The organism is Quadrisphaera sp. DVD1 (assembly GCF_058932755.1).
Genome location: NZ_JBZYWI010000061.1, coordinates 1 through 17,680 on the forward strand (window position 1 = coordinate 1; position 17,680 = coordinate 17,680).

Annotated in this window: 17 protein-coding genes; 13 read left to right on the forward strand and 4 right to left on the reverse strand. The window is 76.1% G+C overall.

Annotated elements, in window-relative coordinates; genetic code table 11:
* Together AC5FZL_RS08880 and hemE are read right to left on the reverse strand one after the other, a co-directional pair.
* On the reverse strand, nucleotides 1-809 hold an 809-nt coding region (locus tag AC5FZL_RS08880; RefSeq protein WP_493618222.1), incomplete at its 3' end, for an FAD-dependent oxidoreductase.
* A 7-nt stretch (nucleotides 810-816) separates the two neighbouring features.
* The gene (gene hemE, locus AC5FZL_RS08885; RefSeq protein WP_493618223.1) at nucleotides 817-1,878 is read right to left on the reverse strand and encodes a uroporphyrinogen decarboxylase; all 1,062 of its coding nucleotides are present in this window, start codon (nucleotides 1,876-1,878) and stop codon (nucleotides 817-819) included.
* A 64-nt stretch (nucleotides 1,879-1,942) separates the two neighbouring features.
* On the opposite strand from hemE, the gene AC5FZL_RS08890 reads away from it, so the two are divergent.
* The 9 genes from AC5FZL_RS08890 (at nucleotide 1,943) to AC5FZL_RS08930 (ending at nucleotide 11,251) form a co-directional block, all read left to right on the forward strand.
* Complete coding sequence (locus tag AC5FZL_RS08890; RefSeq protein WP_493618224.1) at nucleotides 1,943-2,521, forward strand: DUF3000 domain-containing protein; 579 nt, start codon at nucleotides 1,943-1,945, stop codon at nucleotides 2,519-2,521.
* 138 nt (nucleotides 2,522-2,659) lie between these two features.
* Nucleotides 2,660-3,268, forward strand: coding sequence for a helix-turn-helix transcriptional regulator (locus AC5FZL_RS08895; RefSeq protein ID WP_493618225.1), 609 nt, complete (start codon nucleotides 2,660-2,662; stop codon nucleotides 3,266-3,268).
* 28 nt (nucleotides 3,269-3,296) lie between these two features.
* On the forward strand, nucleotides 3,297-4,571 hold the full coding sequence (locus AC5FZL_RS08900) for an HRDC domain-containing protein (RefSeq protein WP_493618226.1): 1,275 nt from the start codon (nucleotides 3,297-3,299) through the stop codon (nucleotides 4,569-4,571).
* Between the two features lie 93 nt (nucleotides 4,572-4,664).
* The gene (efeU, locus tag AC5FZL_RS08905) at nucleotides 4,665-5,534 is read left to right on the forward strand and encodes an iron uptake transporter permease EfeU (protein ID WP_493618227.1); all 870 of its coding nucleotides are present in this window, start codon (nucleotides 4,665-4,667) and stop codon (nucleotides 5,532-5,534) included.
* A 31-nt stretch (nucleotides 5,535-5,565) separates the two neighbouring features.
* The gene (gene efeO / locus AC5FZL_RS08910; RefSeq protein WP_493618228.1) at nucleotides 5,566-6,702 is read left to right on the forward strand and encodes an iron uptake system protein EfeO; all 1,137 of its coding nucleotides are present in this window, start codon (nucleotides 5,566-5,568) and stop codon (nucleotides 6,700-6,702) included.
* Between the two features lie 5 nt (nucleotides 6,703-6,707).
* Nucleotides 6,708-7,931 carry an iron uptake transporter deferrochelatase/peroxidase subunit gene (efeB, locus tag AC5FZL_RS08915; protein ID WP_493618229.1) on the forward strand — a complete coding sequence of 408 codons (1,224 nt, stop codon included), beginning with the start codon at nucleotides 6,708-6,710 and terminating at the stop codon, nucleotides 7,929-7,931.
* Between the two features lie 40 nt (nucleotides 7,932-7,971).
* On the forward strand, nucleotides 7,972-8,421 hold the full coding sequence (locus AC5FZL_RS08920) for a helix-turn-helix transcriptional regulator (protein WP_493618230.1): 450 nt from the start codon (nucleotides 7,972-7,974) through the stop codon (nucleotides 8,419-8,421).
* 5 nt (nucleotides 8,422-8,426) lie between these two features.
* Complete coding sequence (locus AC5FZL_RS08925) at nucleotides 8,427-8,837, forward strand: VOC family protein (protein ID WP_493618231.1); 411 nt, start codon at nucleotides 8,427-8,429, stop codon at nucleotides 8,835-8,837.
* 26 nt (nucleotides 8,838-8,863) lie between these two features.
* Entirely contained in the window at nucleotides 8,864-11,251 is a 2,388-nt protein-coding gene (locus AC5FZL_RS08930; protein WP_493618232.1) for an ATP-binding cassette domain-containing protein, read from the forward strand.
* A 45-nt stretch (nucleotides 11,252-11,296) separates the two neighbouring features.
* On the opposite strand, the gene AC5FZL_RS08935 is transcribed toward AC5FZL_RS08930, so the two are convergent.
* The gene (locus AC5FZL_RS08935) at nucleotides 11,297-11,539 is read right to left on the reverse strand and encodes a hypothetical protein (protein ID WP_493618233.1); all 243 of its coding nucleotides are present in this window, start codon (nucleotides 11,537-11,539) and stop codon (nucleotides 11,297-11,299) included.
* A gap of 152 nt (nucleotides 11,540-11,691) precedes the next feature.
* On the opposite strand from AC5FZL_RS08935, the gene AC5FZL_RS08940 reads away from it, so the two are divergent.
* The 3 genes from AC5FZL_RS08940 to AC5FZL_RS08950 are packed head-to-tail and all read left to right on the forward strand — an operon-like array spanning nucleotide 11,692 to nucleotide 15,801.
* Nucleotides 11,692-12,897 (forward strand): thiolase family protein, encoded by a 1,206-nt coding sequence (locus AC5FZL_RS08940; protein ID WP_493618234.1) that lies wholly within the window; start codon nucleotides 11,692-11,694, stop codon nucleotides 12,895-12,897.
* Nucleotides 12,894-15,047: a 3-hydroxyacyl-CoA dehydrogenase NAD-binding domain-containing protein gene (locus AC5FZL_RS08945; protein WP_493618235.1), complete on the forward strand. Its 2,154-nt coding sequence runs from the start codon at nucleotides 12,894-12,896 to the stop codon at nucleotides 15,045-15,047. Before AC5FZL_RS08940 ends, AC5FZL_RS08945 begins: the two co-directional genes overlap by 4 nt.
* A gap of 22 nt (nucleotides 15,048-15,069) precedes the next feature.
* Entirely contained in the window at nucleotides 15,070-15,801 is a 732-nt protein-coding gene (locus AC5FZL_RS08950) for an LmeA family phospholipid-binding protein (RefSeq protein ID WP_493618236.1), read from the forward strand.
* Between the two features lie 4 nt (nucleotides 15,802-15,805).
* On the opposite strand, the gene AC5FZL_RS08955 is transcribed toward AC5FZL_RS08950, so the two are convergent.
* Nucleotides 15,806-17,287, reverse strand: a complete 1,482-nt coding sequence (locus tag AC5FZL_RS08955; protein WP_493618237.1) for an amino acid permease — start codon at nucleotides 17,285-17,287, stop codon at nucleotides 15,806-15,808.
* Nucleotides 17,288-17,485: 198 nt separating this feature from the next.
* On the opposite strand from AC5FZL_RS08955, the gene AC5FZL_RS08960 reads away from it, so the two are divergent.
* On the forward strand, nucleotides 17,486-17,680 hold a 195-nt coding region (locus tag AC5FZL_RS08960; protein ID WP_493618238.1), incomplete at its 3' end, for a hypothetical protein.

Genomic DNA, 17,680 nt, shown 5'->3' on the forward strand with positions numbered 1-17,680 from the left:
AGCCGCAGGCGCCAGCCGGCGCCCGGCGCCGCCGACAGCGACTGCACCGCGGCCCCGAGGCGCACCGCGACGCCGACCCGGGGCAGCGCGGCGGTCAGCGACTCGGCCAGGCGGGCGACCCCGCCGCGCACGCCGGCGAAGACGGCTCCCCCGGCGGCGGTGCCGGCGCCCTGCGCCGCTCCGGCGCGCGACGCCTGCTCGCGCACCGCTGCCAGCACCGAGGAGCCGTCGCGCGCCGCCGGCCACAGGGCCGGGACCGTGGCCCGCAGCGACAGCGCGGCCGAGGAGCCGGCGTACACGCCGCCGAGCAGCGGCTCGACGAGGCGGTCCACGACGGCGGGGCCGAGCCGCTCGGCGACCCAGGCGGCCACGGCCACGTCGCCGGCCACCGGAGCGCTGACCCGCTCGTCGAGGGCGCGCTCGACCTCCTCGGCGGTGAGCAGGCCGGCGAGCGCCGCGGGGTCACCGGGCACGCCCATCACGGTGCCGCGCGGCATCGGGTGCAGCGCGCCGCGCGAGGCGACGGCGGCGCGGGTGGTGGCCGGTGGCACGAGGTCGCCGCTGAGCCCGACCTCGGCGGCCAGCCCCACCGCCTCGGTGCGCCGCGCCAGCAGCGACTCGGCGCCGACGTCGACCCGCAGGCCCTCGGCGAGCTCCTCGCGCTGCAGCGGGCCGCCGGTGCGCCCGGTCGCCTCGAGCAGCAGCACCTGCGCCGGCGGCCCGGAGGTGGTGGCGGAGGCGGTGGCCAGGCGCCAGGCCGCGGTGAGGCCCGCGATCCCGCCACCGACCACGACGACGCGCGGGCTCACCGGGCGCTCATCGGGCGCTGACCTCGTGCACGAGGTCGGTCACCCGGTGCAGGACGTCGGGGTCGGTCTCGGGCAGCACGCCGTGGCCGAGGTTGAACACGTGGCCCGGGGCGCTCGCGCCGCTGGCCAGGACCGCCCGCACCGCGGCCTCCACCGCCGGCCACGGCGCGAAGAGCAGGGCCGGGTCGAGGTTGCCCTGCACGGCGCGCTGCGGGCCCACCCGGCGGCTGGCCTCGGCGAGGTCGACGCGGTAGTCGACGCCGACGACGTCCGCGCCGGCCTCGCCCATCGCCCCGAGCAGCTCGCCGGTGCCGACGCCGAAGTGGATCCGCGGCACGCCGAGGTCGGCCACCCCCGACAGGACCGCGCGCGAGGCGGGCTGGACGAAGCGCAGGTAGTCGGCCAGCGAGAGGAACCCGGCCCAGGAGTCGAAGAGCTGCAGGGCGCTGGCGCCGGCCTGCACCTGCACGCGCAGGAAGGTCGTGGTGATCGCGGTCAGCTTCTCCACGAGCGCGGCCCACAGGCCCGGGTCGCCGTGCATGAGGGCCTTGGTGCGCTCGTGGTTCTTGCTCGGGCCGCCCTCGACGAGGTAGCTGGCCAGGGTGAACGGCGCGCCGGCGAACCCGATGAGCGGCGTGGGCCCGAGCTCGGCGACGAGCATCCGCACCGCCCGGGCGACCGGCTCGACCTGCGCCGGGTCGAGCTCGGGCAGGGCGTCGACGTCGGCGGCGGTGCGCACCGGCTTCGCGACGACCGGGCCGACGCCGGGCACGATGTCGAGGTCGACGCCGGCGGACTGCAGGGGGACGACGATGTCGGAGTAGAGGATCGCGGCGTCCACGCCGTAGCGCCGCACCGGCTGCAGGGTGATCTCGGTGACCAGCTCCGGCGTGCGGCACGCCTCGAGCATCGCCACGCCCCTGCGCACGGCCCGGTACTCGGGCAGCGAGCGCCCGGCCTGGCGCATGAACCACACCGGGGTGTGCGGCACGCTCTGGCGGCGGCAGGCGCGCACCAGGGCGGACTCGGACGGCGGGGCGGCGGGGTCGGGGTGCGGCACGCCCCCCATCGTCCCCCATGCCTCCAGGCGCGCCCCGGGGCGGTGAGGCCCGGTGGTGGGCCAGACTCAGGGCATGGCGGTGTCCGGGGTCCCCGAGGACTCACCCGAGGTCTTCCAGCGCGCGGTGCGCGAGATCCGCGCGCTCCAGCTGCGCTCGGAGGTGCTGCTGGAGGAGGTCCCCGCCCCGCGCAAGCTCGCCCCCTGGGCGCTGGCGCTGGCCGCCGACGTGGTCAGCCGCGACGACGAGGAGCTGGCCTCCGGCCGCTTCGTGCTGCTGCACGACCCCCAGGGCCAGGACGGCTGGGAGGGCACCTCCCGCGTGGTGACCCTCACCCGCGCCGCCCTCGACCACGAGGTGGCCACCGACCCGCTGCTGGGCCGGGTGGGCTGGGCCTGGCTGGAGGAGTCCCTCGCCGGTCGCGGCGTGGCCCCGGCGGGCCTGAGCGGCTCGGTGACCCGGGTGGTCTCGGAGAGCTTCGGCACGATGGCCGACCGCCCCGCCACCGTGGAGGTGGAGGTGCGCGGGTCGTGGACGCCCGACGAGGACGACGTCGCCGCGTCTCTGCAGGCCTGGGCCGACCTCCTGTGCACCGCGGCCGGCCTGCCGCCCCTGCCCGACGGCGTCCTGTCCTTCCCGCGCCGCCTGCCCTGAGCGCCCGCCACCGACCAGCGCCCGGCCCGCGCCTGATCTGGGCGGGCGATTTCCACCGTTCGGGTCAAGACCACCCCTGCGCCGTCCGATGGACCCTCCAGGCAGCACCCAGCCGGGCGCTGCGGAGGAGGGAGAGCCATGACCACGGTCGTGGAGAGGACGCCGGCCGTCGCCGGTGTCGCGCCGCGCGGACGGCGCAGCATCGCCCTGGTGGCCGTGCAGGACCTGGCCGCCCGGGAGGTCGCGGTGCGCGTGCTGCGCGCGCTGGGTGCGAGCGAGGTGGTCGCCGCGACGACCGTGGTCGAGGCCCGCCGTGCGGCCGCCGCCCACGTCGGTGACCTGTGCGTCGTCGAGGCCGGGCTGCAGGACGGCGCCGGCGTGGCCCTGGTGCGCGACCTGCGCGCCGCGGGCTGGTCGCGGGCCGTGGTGGTCTCGACCACCGACGACCCGTGGACGACGCGCGCCGCGCTCAGCACCGGGGTGCGCTGCTTCCTGACCACGACGGCCGGAGGGTCCACCGCTCCGGCGCTGCCCTCGGCGCCCGAGGGGCTGCAGGCGCTGTCCGCCCGCGAGGTGGAGGTGCTCCAGCTCGTCGCGGAGGGCCGCTCCAACCGCGACGTCGGCGAGGCCCTGGGCCTGTCGGCGCTGACGGTCAAGAGCCACCTGGCGCGCATCGCCCGCAAGCTGGGCACGGGCGACCGCGCGGAGATGGTGCTCATCTCCCTGCGGGCCGGCGTCATCTCCTGAGCGCGCCCGAGTCGTCTACGGTGCCGGGGTGACCAGCACGAGCGAGCCGGCGGCTGCCGAGGAGGCCCAGGCACCCGAGGCGGCGCAGGCCCCCGAGGCGCCGCTGCTGGCCGCGCCCCGCGACGGCCTGCCGGCCCTGGTCGCCACGCCCGAGGCGCTGGAGCGCGCCGCCGCCGCCCTCGCGGCGGGCTCCGGGCCGGTGGCGGTGGACGCCGAGCGCGCCTCGGGCTACCGCTACGGGCAGGACGCCTACCTCGTGCAGCTGCGCCGCGAGGGCGCCGGGACGGTCCTCATCGACCCCGCTGCGGTGCCCGACCTGTCGCCGGTGGCCGCCGCGCTCGGCGACGCCGAGTGGGTGCTGCACGCCGCCTCGCAGGACCTGCCCTGCCTGGCCGGGGTGTCCCTGCGCCCGGGCGGGGAGCTGTTCGACACCGAGCTCGGGGCGCGGCTGGCCGGCTTCGAGCGGGTCGGCCTCGCCGCCGTCGTCGAGCGGCTGCTCGGCCTGCGCCTGGCCAAGGAGCACTCGGCGGTGGACTGGTCGACCCGACCGCTGCCGGAGCCGTGGCTGGTCTACGCGGCGCTGGACGTCGAGGTGCTGGTCGACCTCCGCGACGCCCTCGCCGAGGAGCTGGACCGCCAGGGGAAGCTGGAGTGGGCCCGCCAGGAGTTCGCCGCCGTGCGCGACGCCCCGCCGCCCGCGCCCCGCACCGACCCCTGGCGCCGCATCTCCGGCCTGCACGCCCTGCGCGGGCGCCGCTCGCTGGCCGCCGCGCGCGAGCTGTGGCTGGCCCGCGACGAGCTGGCCCGTCGCCGGGACACCTCCCCGGGCCGGATCCTGCCCGACCGCGCCATCGTGTCCGCGGCGCAGGCCATGCCGACCACGGCCGCCGAGCTGGCCGCGCTGCCGGTCTTCTCCGGCCCGGCCAACCGGCGCCAGGCCGACCGGTGGCTGTCCGCGCTCGACCGGGCCCGGGCCCTGCCCGAGGCGGAGCTGCCGCCCCACGCCCTGCACGGCGACGGCCCGCCGCCGCCGCGGGCGTGGAAGGACAAGGACCCCGAGGCCGCCGAGCGGCTCGCCCGCGCCCGGGCGGCCCTGGCCGCGCTGGCCGAGGAGCACGCGCTGCCGGTGGAGAACCTCGTCTCGCCCGACGCCGTCCGCCGCCTGTGCTGGGAGCCCCCCGCGGCTGCGGACCCCGACGTCGTGGCGCAGGTGCTGGCCCGCTCCGGGGCGCGCCCGTGGCAGCGGGAGCTCGTCTCCGGCCCCCTCGCCGAGGCGCTCGTGGCGCACGTCACGCAGCCTTGACCAGCCCTTGACCGAACTCGGTCGCTGGAGCAGGTTAGCCTGCCCTCACCGCCGGCACCGTCGGCGCCGTGCGAGGGGACCGAGGATCGTCGCGTGATCGCCAACCTGCTGATCGGCCTGCGCGAGGGCCTGGAGGCGACCGTCGTCGTCTCCATCCTCGTCGCCTTCCTCGTCAAGACGGGCCGCCGCGACGCGCTGGCCGCCGTGCGCTGGGGCGTGAGCGCCGCGGTGCTCGTGTGCGTCGCCGCCGGCTCCGCGTTCGCGCTGGCGGCCACGCAGCTCACCTTCCAGGCCCAGGAGCTCCTGGGCGGGGTCCTGTCGCTCGTGGCGGTGGCCTTCGTCACCTGGATGGTGTTCTGGATGAAGCGGGCCGGGCGCTCCCTGGCCGGCGACCTCCAGGCGCGGATGCGCACCGCGGTGGAGCTCGGCGGGGCCGCGGTGGCCACCACCGCCTTCCTCGCCGTCGGCCGCGAGGGGCTGGAGACCACGGTGTTCGTCTCGGCCGCCGTGCGCGCCACCGGGCAGACCTGGGAGCCCCTGGTCGGCGTCGTGCTGGGCCTGGGCCTGGCCGTGCTCCTGGGCTGGGCGCTGTACCGCCAGGCGGTCCGGATCGACCTGCGCCGCTTCTTCACCTGGACCGGCGCCGCCCTGGTCGTCGTCGCCGCCGGCGTGCTCGCCTACGGCGTCCACGACCTCCAGGAGGCCGGCGCGCTGCCCGGTCTGGGCGCCCTGGCCTTCGACGTCAGCGCCCAGGTCCCCCCGGGCAGCTGGTACGGGACGCTGCTCAAGGGCGTCCTCAACTTCTCCCCCGCCACGACGTGGCTGCAGGCGCTCGCCTGGACGGCGTACGTCGTGCCGGTGATGGCGCTCTACCTGCGCCGCAGCCCGCGGGCGCAGCGCCCCGCGGCGAGCGTGTCCCGGCTGGCGCCCGCGCCGGCCGCGGCCGAGCGCATCGCCTCCTGACCCGCCCCGCCGAACGTCCCGGAGACCCCCTGTGCGCACGCGCGCCCTCGCCCCGCTCCTGCTCCTGCCCGCCCTCGCGCTGACCGGCTGCGGGTCGCTGGTGGAGTCCACCGAGCCCTCGGCCGGGTCCGGCGCCTCCGACGACGGCGCGGTGGCCGTCACGGCCACCGACGAGGCGTGCGAGGTGGCCCGCACCGACCTGACGAACGGCCTCACGACGTTCGCCATCACCAACGGCGGCAGCCAGGTCACCGAGGTCTACGTCTACGCGGGCGAGCGCATCGTCACCGAGAAGGAGAACATCGGGCCGGGCACCTCCTACGAGCTGACGGTCGACCTCACCGCGGGCGACTACGAGGTGGCGTGCAAGCCCGGCATGGTCGGCGACGGCATCCGGCAGGCGATCAGCGTCACCGGCGAGGGATCCCCGCTCACCCCCGCCGAGCAGGCCGCCGTCGACGGCTACCGCGCCTTCGTCCAGTCCCAGGCGGACGCCACGGTGCCGCTGGTGCAGCAGCTGCGCGACGCCGTCGCGGCCGGCGACCGGGCCGGCGCCCAGGCGCTGTACGCCCCCTCGCGCACGCCGTGGGAGACGGTCGAGCCGGTGGCGGAGAGCTTCGGCGACCTGGACCCGCGGACGGACGCCCGCGAGGCCGACCTCGCCGAGGGCGAGGAGTTCACCGGCTGGCACCGCCTCGAGAAGGCGCTGTGGACCGGCGAGGACCTCGCGGCGGTGGTCCCCGTGGCCGACCAGCTCCTGCTCGACGTGGGCGAGCTCGCCCAGCGCGTGCCCAACGCCGCGCTGACCCCCACGTCGATCGGCAACGGCGCCAAGGAGCTCCTCGACGAGGTCGCCACCGGCAAGATCACCGGCGAGGAGGAGGCGTTCAGCCACACCGACCTCGTCGACTTCCAGGCCAACGTCGACGGCGCCCGCGCGGCGCTCGACGCCCTGCGCCCGCTCGTGACGACCTCCGACCCCGACCTCGTGGCCAGCCTGGACGCCGAGTTCGCCGCGGTCCAGGCCGCCCTGGACCCCTACCGCTCCGGCACGGGCTTCGTCTCCTACGACACCGTGGGCGAGGACGGCCGCCGCGACCTCGCCCGGGCCGTCGACGCGCTGTCCGAGCCGCTGTCCCGCCTCGGCGCCGCCGCCGGCGGGGCGTGAGCGGCGTGCCCTCCGTCACCCGCCGGGGCCTGTTCACGGCGCTCGGCGCCGGGGCCGTCGGCGCCGGGCTGGCCGCCGCGGGCACCGCGGTCGCCTCCGAGCGCTCCGACGGCGGCGCGCAGGACGCCGTCCCCTTCGAGGGCGAGCACCAGGCCGGGATCGCCACCGACGTCCAGGCGCACCTGCACTTCGCCGCCTACGACGTCCTGGCCGCCGACCGCGCCGAGCTCGCCGGGCTGCTGCGCGACTGGACCGCGGCGGCCCGCGACCTCGTGGCGGGGCGGCCGGTCGGCGAGGGCGGGGCCACCGACGGCTCGCCGCTGGCGCCACCGGCGGACACCGGCGAGGCCTTGGGGCTGCCCGCTGCGCGCCTGACCCTCACCGTCGGCTTCGGCCCGTCGCTGTTCGACGACCGCTACGGGCTGGCCGGACGCCGCCCGGAGGCCCTCGTCGACCTGCCGGCGTTCCGCGGCGACGCCCTGGACCCGGCGCGCTGCGGGGGCGACCTGGCCGTGCAGGCCTGCGCCGACGACCCCCAGGTCGCCGTGCACGCCATTCGCACCCTCTCCCGCATCGCCTCCGGCCGGGCCGCCGTCCGCTGGGCGCAGCTGGGCTACGGCCGCGCCGCCACCGTCGACCCCAGCGCCCCGACCCCGCGCAACCTCTTCGGCTTCAAGGACGGCACCGCCAACCCCTCGGGCACCGACGCCGCCACCCTCGACGAGCACGTGTGGGTCGCCGGCGCCGACGCCGCCACCCCCGACCAGGCGTGGATGACCGGCGGCTCCTACCTCGTGGCGCGGCGCATCGCCATCCACGTCGAGACGTGGGACCGCACGTCGCTGGGCGAGCAGGAGCAGGTCATCGGCCGCACCAAGGGCGACGGCGCCCCGCTGGGCGGCACCCGCGAGCACGACGCCCTCGACCCCGCGGCGCTGCCGGCGTCCTCGCACGTGCGCCTGGCCCACCCCTCGCGCCACGGCGGGGCGCAGATGCTGCGCCGCGGCTACAACTACACCGACGGCGCGGACGGCCTCGGCCACCTCGACGCGGGGCTGTTCTTCCTGGCGTACCAGCGCGACGTCCGCCGCGCGTTCGTGTCGGTGCAGCGCGCGCTGGCGGACGACGACGCGCTCAGCGAGTACCTGCGCCACACCGGCTCCGGCGTCTGGGCCGTGCCGCCCGGCGTGGGCCGCGGCGGCTGGTGGGGCGAGGGACTGCTCGCCTGAGGGGTGCCGCGGAGCCGGTCGGCCTGGCACGATCACGCAGGTGACCAGCAGGCCCGACGAGGCGCAGCACCTGCGCGACCTCGCCCTGCTGCGCCGCGTCCGCGACCGGATCGACCGCGAGCACGCGCAGCCGCTCGACGTCGAGGCGCTCGCCCGCGGCGTGCACCTGTCCGCCGGGCACCTCAGCCGCGAGTTCCGCGCCGCCTACGGGGAGTCGCCGTACGCCTACCTCATGACCCGGCGGATCGAGCGCGCGATGGCCCTGCTGCGCCGCGGCGACCTCAGCGTCACCGAGGTCTGCTTCGCGGTCGGCTGCTCGTCGCTCGGCACGTTCAGCACCCGCTTCACCGAGCTGGTCGGGATGCCGCCCAGCACCTACCGCCGCCGCGCGGCGGACGCGGCCGCCGGCATCCCGTCGTGCGTGGCCAAGCAGGTCACCAGACCGGTCAGGGATCGAGAAGCCCGCGCCCGCCGGTCGTCCCTAGCGTGAGCGCCATGGACATCACCATCCACCACGCCTTCCTCCCCCACCTGGACCCGGAGGCCTCCCTGGCCTTCTACCGCGACGCGCTGGGCCTCCAGCTCCTCAACGACGTGGGCTACGCCGGGATGCGCTGGCTCACGCTCGGCACCGCCGACCCGTCCGCCACGTCCCTCGTCCTGCACCCGCCCGCCGCGGACCCCGGGATCACCGACGACGAGCGCCGCACCATCGCCGAGATGATGGCCAAGGGCACCTACGCCTCCCTCGTCCTGGCGACGAAGGACCTCGACGCCACCTTCGACCGCGTGCAGGCCAGCGGCGCGGAGGTCGTGCAGGAGCCGACCGACCAGCCGTACGGCGTCCGGGACTGCGCCTTCCGCGACCCCGCGGGCAGCACGATCCGCATCCAGGAGCTGCGCTGAGCCGCTGCTCAGCAGGAGGAGACCCGATGAGCCCGGCCCCCAGGACGGACGGCCAGCCGGCCGCCGCGCACCCCGCCGACAGCCACGACCTCATCCGCGTGGTCGGCGCGCGCGAGAACAACCTCAAGGACGTCACCGTCGAGATCCCCAAGCGCCGGCTGACGGTGTTCACCGGGGTCTCCGGCTCGGGCAAGAGCTCCCTGGTCTTCGGCACGATCGCGGCGGAGTCGCAGCGGATGATCAACGAGACCTACAGCGCCTTCGTGCAGGGCTTCATGCCGGCGCTGTCCCGGCCGGAGGTCGACCTCCTCGAGGGCCTGACGACGGCGATCATCGTCGACCAGGAGCGGATGGGGGCCAACCCCCGCTCCACCGTCGGCACCGCGACCGACGCCAACGCGATGCTGCGCATCCTCTTCAGCCGGCTCGGGCAGCCGCACCTCGGCTCGCCCAACGCCTACTCCTTCAACCTGCCCTCGGTGCGCGCGAGCGGCGCGATCACCGTCGAGCGCGGGGCGAGGACGAAGACCGAGAAGGCGACCTTCACCCGCCTCGGCGGCATGTGCCCGAAGTGCGAGGGCATGGGCTCGCTCAACGACTTCGACCTCACGGCCCTCTACGACGGGTCGAAGTCGCTCAACGAGGGCGGCCTCATGGTGCCCGGCTACAGCATGGAGGGGTGGTACGGCCGCCTCTTCCAGGGCGTCGGCCTCGACCTCGACAAGCCGATCGGCTCGTTCACGAAGAAGGAGATGCACACCCTCCTCTACGAGGAGCCGACCAAGATCAAGGTCGAGGGGGTCAACCTCACCTACGAGGGCGTGGTCCCCAAGGTCCAGAAGTCGATGCTGTCCAAGGACGTCGAGGCGCTGCAGCCGCACGTGCGGCGCTTCGTCGAGCGCGTGGTGACCTTCACGACCTGCCCCGAGTGCGGCGGCACCCGCCTCGCCCGCGAGACCCTGGCGTCGAGGATCAGGGGCCAGAACATCGCCGACCTCTGCGCGATGCAGATCAGCGACCTCGCGGCGTGGGTGCGGGCGCTGGACGAGCCGTCCGTGGCCCCGCTGCTCACCGGCCTGCAGCACCTGCTCGACGCGTTCACCGGGATCGGGCTGGGCTACCTCTCCCTCGACCGGCCCTCCGGCACGCTGTCCGGCGGCGAGGCGCAGCGCACGAAGATGATCCGCCACCTGGGGTCCTCGCTCACCGACGTCACCTACGTCTTCGACGAGCCCACGATCGGCCTGCACCCGCACGACATCGCACGGATGAACGACCTGCTGCTCCAGCTCCGCGACAAGGGCAACACCGTCCTCGTCGTCGAGCACAAGCCGGAGACCATCGCGATCGCCGACCACGTCGTCGACCTGGGTCCCCGCGCCGGCACCGCGGGCGGCGAGGTGGTCTTCGAGGGCACCGTCGAGGGGCTGCGCGCCAGCGGCACGCTCACCGGCCGCCACCTCGACGACCGGGCCTCGCTGAAGCCGTCGACCCGCGCGCCGAAGGGGGCGCTGGAGGTGCGCGGCGCGGACGCCCACAACCTGCGCGGCGTCGACGTCGACATCCCGCTCGGCGTGCTCACCGTCATCACCGGCGTCGCCGGCTCGGGGAAGAGCTCGCTGGTCCACGGCTCCGTGGCGCCGCGCGACGGCGTGGTCGTCGTCGACCAGGGGGCCATCCGCGGCTCCCGCCGCAGCAACCCGGCGACCTACACCGGGATGCTGGAGCCGATCCGCAAGGCGTTCGCCCGGGCCAACGGCGTCAAGCCAGCGCTCTTCAGCTCCAACTCCGAGGGCGCCTGCCCCACCTGCAACGGCGCCGGCGTCATCTACACCGACCTCGGCGTCATGGCCACCGTCGAGTCGACCTGCGAGGAGTGCGAGGGCAGGCGGTTCCAGGCGTCGGTGCTCGAGCACCTCCTCGGCGGTCGGAACATCGCCGAGGTGCTCGCGATGCCGGTCGCGGAGGCCGAGGAGTTCTTCCGGGACGGCGAGGCGCGCACGCCCGCCGCCCACGCGGTCCTCGACCGCCTGGCCGACGTCGGGCTCGGGTACCTCACGCTCGGCCAGCCGCTCACCACGCTGTCCGGCGGGGAGCGCCAGCGGCTCAAGCTCGCCACCCAGATGGCGGAGAGGGGCGACGTCTACGTCCTCGACGAGCCGACCACGGGCCTCCACCTCGCCGACGTCGAGCAGCTGCTCGGCCTGCTCGACCGGCTCGTCGACGGCGGCACCTCGGTCGTCGTCATCGAGCACCACCAGGCGGTCATGGCGCACGCCGACTGGATCATCGACCTCGGACCCGGCGCCGGGCACGAGGGCGGCGCCGTCGTCTTCGAGGGCGTCCCCGCAGACCTCGTCGCCGCCCGGTCCACGCTCACCGGTCAGCACCTCGCGGCCTACGTCGGCGCCTGAGCGCGCTCGACCCGGTGACCTCGGGGCGTCGCCCGGTGCCCGGCGTCAGGCGTGCAGGGTGACCGGGGCGCTGCAGTACGAGCAGGGCGTCGTGACCCAGGTGGTGGCCGACTCCACCTGCTGCGGCTTGTGGCAGTGAGGGCAGGTGCCGCGCAGCCGGTGCACCACGGCCGCGGCGGCGTGCTCGACCTCCTCGGCGGCCCGCTGCACCGGCGGCGCGGCGGTGCGGGCCCTGCCCGGGGACCCCGGGTCGGTGCGGTGCGGGCGGATGCGGTCGATCAGGCCCATGGCGGGCTCCTCGCCTCGTGCCGTCGTTGGCGCTGCCACGGTGTCACCGGCGGTGGCGCTGCGCAAGTGGCGACTCCCAGGAGCCTGGTTCTCCGAAGTCGGTACTGCGGGTACTGTGTACCGCGGTTCACACCCAGGACGAGGAGGTCCGCGTGAAGGCGACGCACGACGTGGTGTTCGTGGACGGCGTCCGCACGCCGTTCGGCCGGTCCGGCGAGAAGGGCCTGTACGCCCAGACCCGCGCCGACGACCTGGTCGTGAGGTGCCTGCGCGAGCTGGTCCGGCGCAACCCCTCCCTGCCCCCGGAGCGGATCGACGAGGTGGCGATCGCCGCCACCACCCAGACCGGCGACCAGGGCCTGACGCTCGGCCGCACGGCGGGCGTCCTGGCCGGCCTGCCCCGCAGCGTGCCCGGGTTCGCCGTGGACCGGATGTGCGCGGGCGCGATGACCGCCGTGACCACCACGGCGTCCGGCATCGCCGTCGGCGCCTACGACGTCGTGCTGGCCGGCGGCGTGGAGCACATGGGGCGGCACCCGATGGGCTTCGACCTCGACCCCAACCCGCGCCTGGTCGCCGAGCGGATCGTCGACCCCGACGCCCTCGTCATGGGGCGCACGGCCGAGAACCTCCACGACCGCCTCCCGCACCTGACCCGCGAGCGCGCCGACGCCTACGCCGCCGCGAGCCAGGCCAAGCTCGCCGGGGCGTACGCGCGCGGCGACGTCCAGCCCGACCTGGTGACCGTCGCGACCCGCTCCGTCGAGCGCGGCTGGGGCCTGGCCACCGTCGACGAGCCCCCGCGCCCGGGCACCACGGTGGAGGACCTGGCCGCGCTGCGCACGCCCTTCCGCCCGCACGGCCGCGTCACCGCCGGCAACGCCGCCGGCCTCAACGACGGCGCCACGGCCTGCCTGCTGGCCTCGGCCGACGCCGCCGCCGAGCTGGGCCTGCCCGCGGCCATGCGGATGGTCGGGTACGCCTTCGCCGGCGTGGACCCCGCGGTGATGGGCCTCGGCCCGGTCCCGGCGACGGAGAAGCTGCTGGCCCGCACCGGCGTGCGGTTCGACGAGATCGGCCTGTTCGAGGTCAACGAGGCCTTCGCCGTCCAGGTGCTCGCCTTCACCGACCACTTCGGCCTGGCCGACGACGACCCCCGGGTCAACCCCTGGGGCGGGGCGATCGCCGTGGGGCACCCCCTGGCGTCCTCCGGGGTGCGGCTCATGACCCAGCTCGCCCGGCAGTTCGCGCAGCGCCCCGACGTCCGGTACGGCCTGACGACGATGTGCATCGGCCTGGGCATGGGCGGTGCGGTGCTGTGGGAGAACCCGGCGTTCCAGGAGGAGGCAGGAGCATGAGCGCGCAGCCGAGCACGCAGGGGGTCGTCCGCCCGGAGGACCTCGTCGACCCCTCCGGCGCCGAGCGGGTGACCCGCTTCCCCGTCCAGGACGTGACCCTGCCCGGCGGGGCCGGCGTCCTGGCGCTCATCACCATGGACAACGGGCTGGACGCCACGAAGCCCACCACCCTGGGCCCCGCGGGCCTGCTCGAGCTGCGCGCGGCCCTGGACGCCGTGGCCGAGCGGGTGGCCGCCGGTGCGGTCGCGGCCGTGGGCATCACCGGCAAGCCCTTCGTCTTCGCCGCCGGCGCCGACCTCAAGGACGTCGTGCGGATCACCACCCCGGGCCAGGCGCGGGCGGTCGCCCGCCTCGGCCACGACCAGCTGCGCCGCCTCGGCGAGCTCGGCGTGCCCTCCTTCGCCTTCGTCAACGGGCCCGCCCTCGGCGGCGGGCTCGAGGTGGCGCTGCACTGCACCTACCGCACCGTCTCGGCGAGCGTGCGCCAGCTCGGCCTGCCGGAGTGCGCGCTGGGGCTCGTGCCGGGCTGGGGCGGCACGCACCTGCTGCCCGCGCTCGTGGGCCTGGACGCGGCCCTGCAGCTCGTCGTCGCGAACCCGCTGGCCAGCAACCGGATGACCACGGCGGCCGAAGCGCTGCGCACCGGCCTGGCCGACGTGGTCCTCGAGCCGGCGGACTTCCTCGAGGAGTCCCTGGCCTGGGCCGCGCGCGTGCTGCGCGGTGAGGTCGCGGTCGCCCGGCCGGAGGTGCAGCGCGACGCAGGGGCCTGGGACGCCGCCGTCGACGCCGCCCGCGCCCGGGTGGACGCCCGCCTCCACGGCGCCGCGCCGGCGCCCTACCGCGCCCTGGAGCTGCTGCGCCGCGCCCGCACCGACGACCGCGACGCCGGGTTCGCCGCCGAGGACGACGCCCTGGCCGAGCTCATCCTCTCCGAGGAGTTCCGCTCCGGCGTCTACGCCTTCGACCTGACCCAGCGCCGCGCCAAGCGCCCCGCCGGCGCCCCGGACGCCGCCCTCGCCCGCCCGGTGGGCAAGGTCGGCGTCGTCGGCGCCGGGCTGATGGCCAGCCAGCTGGCGCTGCTCTTCGTGCGCCGGCTCAGGGTGCCGGTGGTGCTCACCGACCTCGACGAGGACCGGGTCGAGGCGGGCGTCTCCCGGGTGCGCGCCGGGATCGCCGACCTCGCCCGCAAGGGACGGCTCTCCCCCGACGCCGCGAGCCGGCTCAGCGCCCTGGTCAGCGGCTCCACCTCCTCCGCCGAGGCCTTCGCCGGCGCCGACTGGGTGATCGAGGCCGTCTTCGAGGACCTCGACGTCAAGCGGTCGGTGCTCGCGTCGCTGGAGGAGGTCGTCTCCCCCGAGTGCGTGCTCGCGACGAACACCTCGTCCCTGTCCGTGGCGGCGATGTCGGCCGGGCTGGCCCACCCCGAGCGGGTGGTCGGCTTCCACTTCTTCAACCCCGTCGCCGTCCTGCCGCTCGTCGAGGTCGCCCGCACGCCCAGCACCGACGACGCGACGCTGGCCACGGCGTTCGCGGTGGGCGAGGCGCTGGGCAAGTCGTGCGTGCTCGTGCGCGACGCCCCGGCGTTCGTCGTCAACCGCCTGCTCATGCGGTTCATGGGCGAGGTCCACGCGGCGTTCGACGAGGGGACGCCGGCCGAGGTGGCCGACGGCGCCCTGGCGCCGCTGGGCCTGCCGATGACGCCGTTCGCCCTCCTGCGCCTCGTCGGCCCGGCCGTGGCGCTGCACGTGCAGGAGACCCTCCACGCGGCCTTCCCGGACCGGTTCGCGCCCTCGCCGAACATCGCCCGCATCGTCGAGGCGGGTCTGCCGGGCTTCTGGGACGCCGACGCCCCCGAGGGGGCCGCGCCCCGCCTGGACCCCCGGGTGGCTGCGCTCGTGCAGGTCGGCGACGCCCCCTCCACGGCCGAGCAGGTGCGCGAGCGCGCGCTGTCCGCCCTGGCCCAGGAGGCCCGCCTCATCCTCGACGAGGGCGTCGTCGACGACCCCCGCGACGTCGACCTCTGCCTGCTGCTGGGCGTCGGCTGGCCCGCGCACCTCGGCGGGCTGCTCCCCCACCTGGACCGCTCCGGCGTGGCCGAGCGCGCCACGGGCCGGCGCTTCCTGCCGCCGGGGGTCGCGTCTGTCCGGTAGCCGGCCGCGGCGCCGCGCGCTCGTGGTGGTGCTCGTGGTCGTGCTCGTCGCCCTGGCGCTGGGCCTCGTCGTCGTCGACCGGGCCGCCCGCGCGGCGGCGCAGGGGCGGCTGGCGCGGCAGGCGCAGGCGGAGCTGGCGCTGCCCGACCCCCCGCAGGTGCGCATCGGCGGCACCTCGTTCCTCTGGCAGGCGCTGCGAGGTCGCTACGAGCGGCTGGACGTCGCGGCGCCCTCGCTCACCTGGCAGGGCGCCACCGTGCGGGACGCCTCCGTGCGGGTGCGGGACGTGAGGGTCCCGCGGTCGGTGCTGCGCGGCGCCGGCGGCGAGGTGCAGCTCGGGCGGGGCAGCGCCCGCGCGCTGCTGCCGTGGTCGCTGCTCGCCGAGCGCGCCTCGAGCGCCACGGGCGCGGCGCTCGCCCTCGACGCCGGGCCCGGCGGCACCGTCCGCGCCACCACGGAGGTGGGCGTGCTGGGCCGCGACGTGGAGGTGTCCCTGCGCAGCACCCCGGAGCTGGGCGACGGCGAGGTGCTCCTGCGCCCGGTCGCCGTGGCCGTGGGCGGGCGCGAGCTCTCCGTGGGGTCGGCCCGCGGGCCGCTGGAGGCCCTGGGGCTCGAGCGGGTGCTGCGCGCCGTCCCGCTGCCCCTCGACGACCTGCCCGAGGGCGTGTCGCCGACCCGCCTGCGGGTCGTGGACGGCGGGATCGTCGTGGACGCCGCGCTGGCACCGCGCGCGGTGCGGGTGCCGCCGCGGTGACGCCTCAGCGCTGCGCCTGCTCCTCCGCGGCGACGCTGTGGTGCCGCGAGTAGAGGAAGTACACGACGTAGCCCAGCGCCATCCAGATGACGAAGCGCAGCCACGTCTCACCGGTGAGGTTGAGCATGAGGTAGACGCAGGCGAGGACGGCCAGCGTCGCGACCACGGCGACGGCGGGCACCCGGAAGCTGCGCTGGAGGTCCGGGCGGGTGCGGCGCAGCACGACGACCCCGATCGAGACGAGCACGAAGGCGAAGAGCGTGCCGATGTTCACGAGGAGCGAGAGCTCCTCCAGCGGCACGACCGCGGCGATGAACGCGATGAACGCCCCGGTGATGAGGGTGATCCGCACCGGCGTCCCGGTGCGCGGGTCGGTGTTGGCCAGCGAGCGCGGCAGCAGGCCGTCGCGGGCCATCGCGAAGGCGACCCGGGTCTGCCCGAGGAAGAGGATCATCGTCACGGCGATGAGGCCGATGCAGGCGCCGATCGCCACCACGGCGCCCATCCAGTCCACCCCTGCGGCGGTGAAGGCGGTCGCCAGCGGAGCGCCGTCGGCGGGGTCGATCTCGTCGTAGGGCTGGATCCCGGTGATGACCAGGGAGACGAGGACGTAGAGGACGGTGACCACGGCCAGGGAGCCGAGGATGCCGATCGGCAGCGCCTTCTGCGGGTCCTTCGCCTCCTCCGCGGTCGTGGCGACGACGTCGAAGCCGATGAAGGCGAAGAAGACCACGGCGGCCGCCGCGACCACGCCACCGGCGCCGTAGACCGAGGGCTCGAGGCCGAAGAGCGACTGGATCAGCGGCACGTCGCGGAAGCCGCCGCTGCCGGGGGCAGTGCCCTCCGACGGCGGCACGAAGGGGCTCCAGTTGGCGGTGGAGACGTAGAACGCCCCGACGACGATGACGAGCAGCACGACCGCGAGCTTGATCGCGGTGATCACCTGGTTCACCCGGCTGGACAGGCGGATGCCGGTGGCGATCACGGCGGTCAGCGCGACGACGAGCAGCGCCGCCGGCAGGTTCAGCGCGCCGCCCTCCGCACTGGCCACGACGTCGGGCACCTGCCACCCGACCAGGTCCAGCACCTTCTGCAGGTAGCTGGAGAACGACGTGGCGACGGCCGCGGCGCCGACGACGAACTCCAGGACGAGGTCCCAGCCGATCGTCCAGGCCACGAGCTCGCCCAGCGTGGCGAAGGAGAAGGTGTACGCGCTGCCGGCCACGGGCACGGTGGAGGCGAACTCGGCGTAGCACAGGGCCGCGAGGCCGCAGGCGACCGCCGCGAGCACGAAGGAGACCGACACCGCCGGCCCCGCGTTGCTGCCCGCCGCGGTGCCGGTGAGGACGAAGATGCCCGCGCCGACGCTGACGCCCACGCCGAAGACCACGAGGTCGAGCGCGGTGAGGCCCTTCTTGAGCGCGTGCTCGGGCTCCTCGGTGTCGGCGATCGACCGCTCCACCGACTTGGTCCGCCACAGGTCCATCGCCGCTCCTCGTCCGCCGCTGCGCTGCCGGCCTCGATCATGGCCCAGCGGGGCCTGCGCCGCCGCTCAGCGCCGGCCGCCCCCGACCAGCGACCCGAGGTCACGCGCGATGACGCTGCGTGAGCACCCGTCGGCCAGCGGGGCGGTGGCGGGCCTCCTGGTGGGCTTCGAGCGGTCGCCGTGGCTACGGTCAGTGACATGTCGAGCGACGAGGACCGCGACCTGCGCCAGGACCTGCTGGCGCTCGCCGTCCTCGACGACGTCGACCTGACGCCCACGCCCACCGGGGTCGTGCTGGGAGGAGCCCGGCCGGTCGTCCTCTCGACGGCCGACCTCCTCGCCGCGCTGGGCCCGTGGGCGCCGGGCTCGCCGGAGGCCCGCGCCCGGCTGCGC

Coding starts and splice junctions, on each gene's coding strand:
- AC5FZL_RS08945 (WP_493618235.1), top strand. CDS start 12,894: ATGAGCGCGCAGCCGAGCACGCAGGGGGTCGTCCGCCCGGAGGACCTC.
- AC5FZL_RS08935 (WP_493618233.1), bottom strand. CDS start 11,539: ATGGGCCTGATCGACCGCATCCGCCCGCACCGCACCGACCCGGGGTCC.
- AC5FZL_RS08925 (WP_493618231.1), top strand. CDS start 8,427: ATGGACATCACCATCCACCACGCCTTCCTCCCCCACCTGGACCCGGAG.
- AC5FZL_RS08955 (WP_493618237.1), bottom strand. CDS start 17,287: ATGGACCTGTGGCGGACCAAGTCGGTGGAGCGGTCGATCGCCGACACC.
- AC5FZL_RS08895 (WP_493618225.1), top strand. CDS start 2,660: ATGACCACGGTCGTGGAGAGGACGCCGGCCGTCGCCGGTGTCGCGCCG.
- AC5FZL_RS08930 (WP_493618232.1), top strand. CDS start 8,864: ATGAGCCCGGCCCCCAGGACGGACGGCCAGCCGGCCGCCGCGCACCCC.
- hemE (WP_493618223.1), bottom strand. CDS start 1,878: ATGGGGGGCGTGCCGCACCCCGACCCCGCCGCCCCGCCGTCCGAGTCC.
- AC5FZL_RS08890 (WP_493618224.1), top strand. CDS start 1,943: ATGGCGGTGTCCGGGGTCCCCGAGGACTCACCCGAGGTCTTCCAGCGC.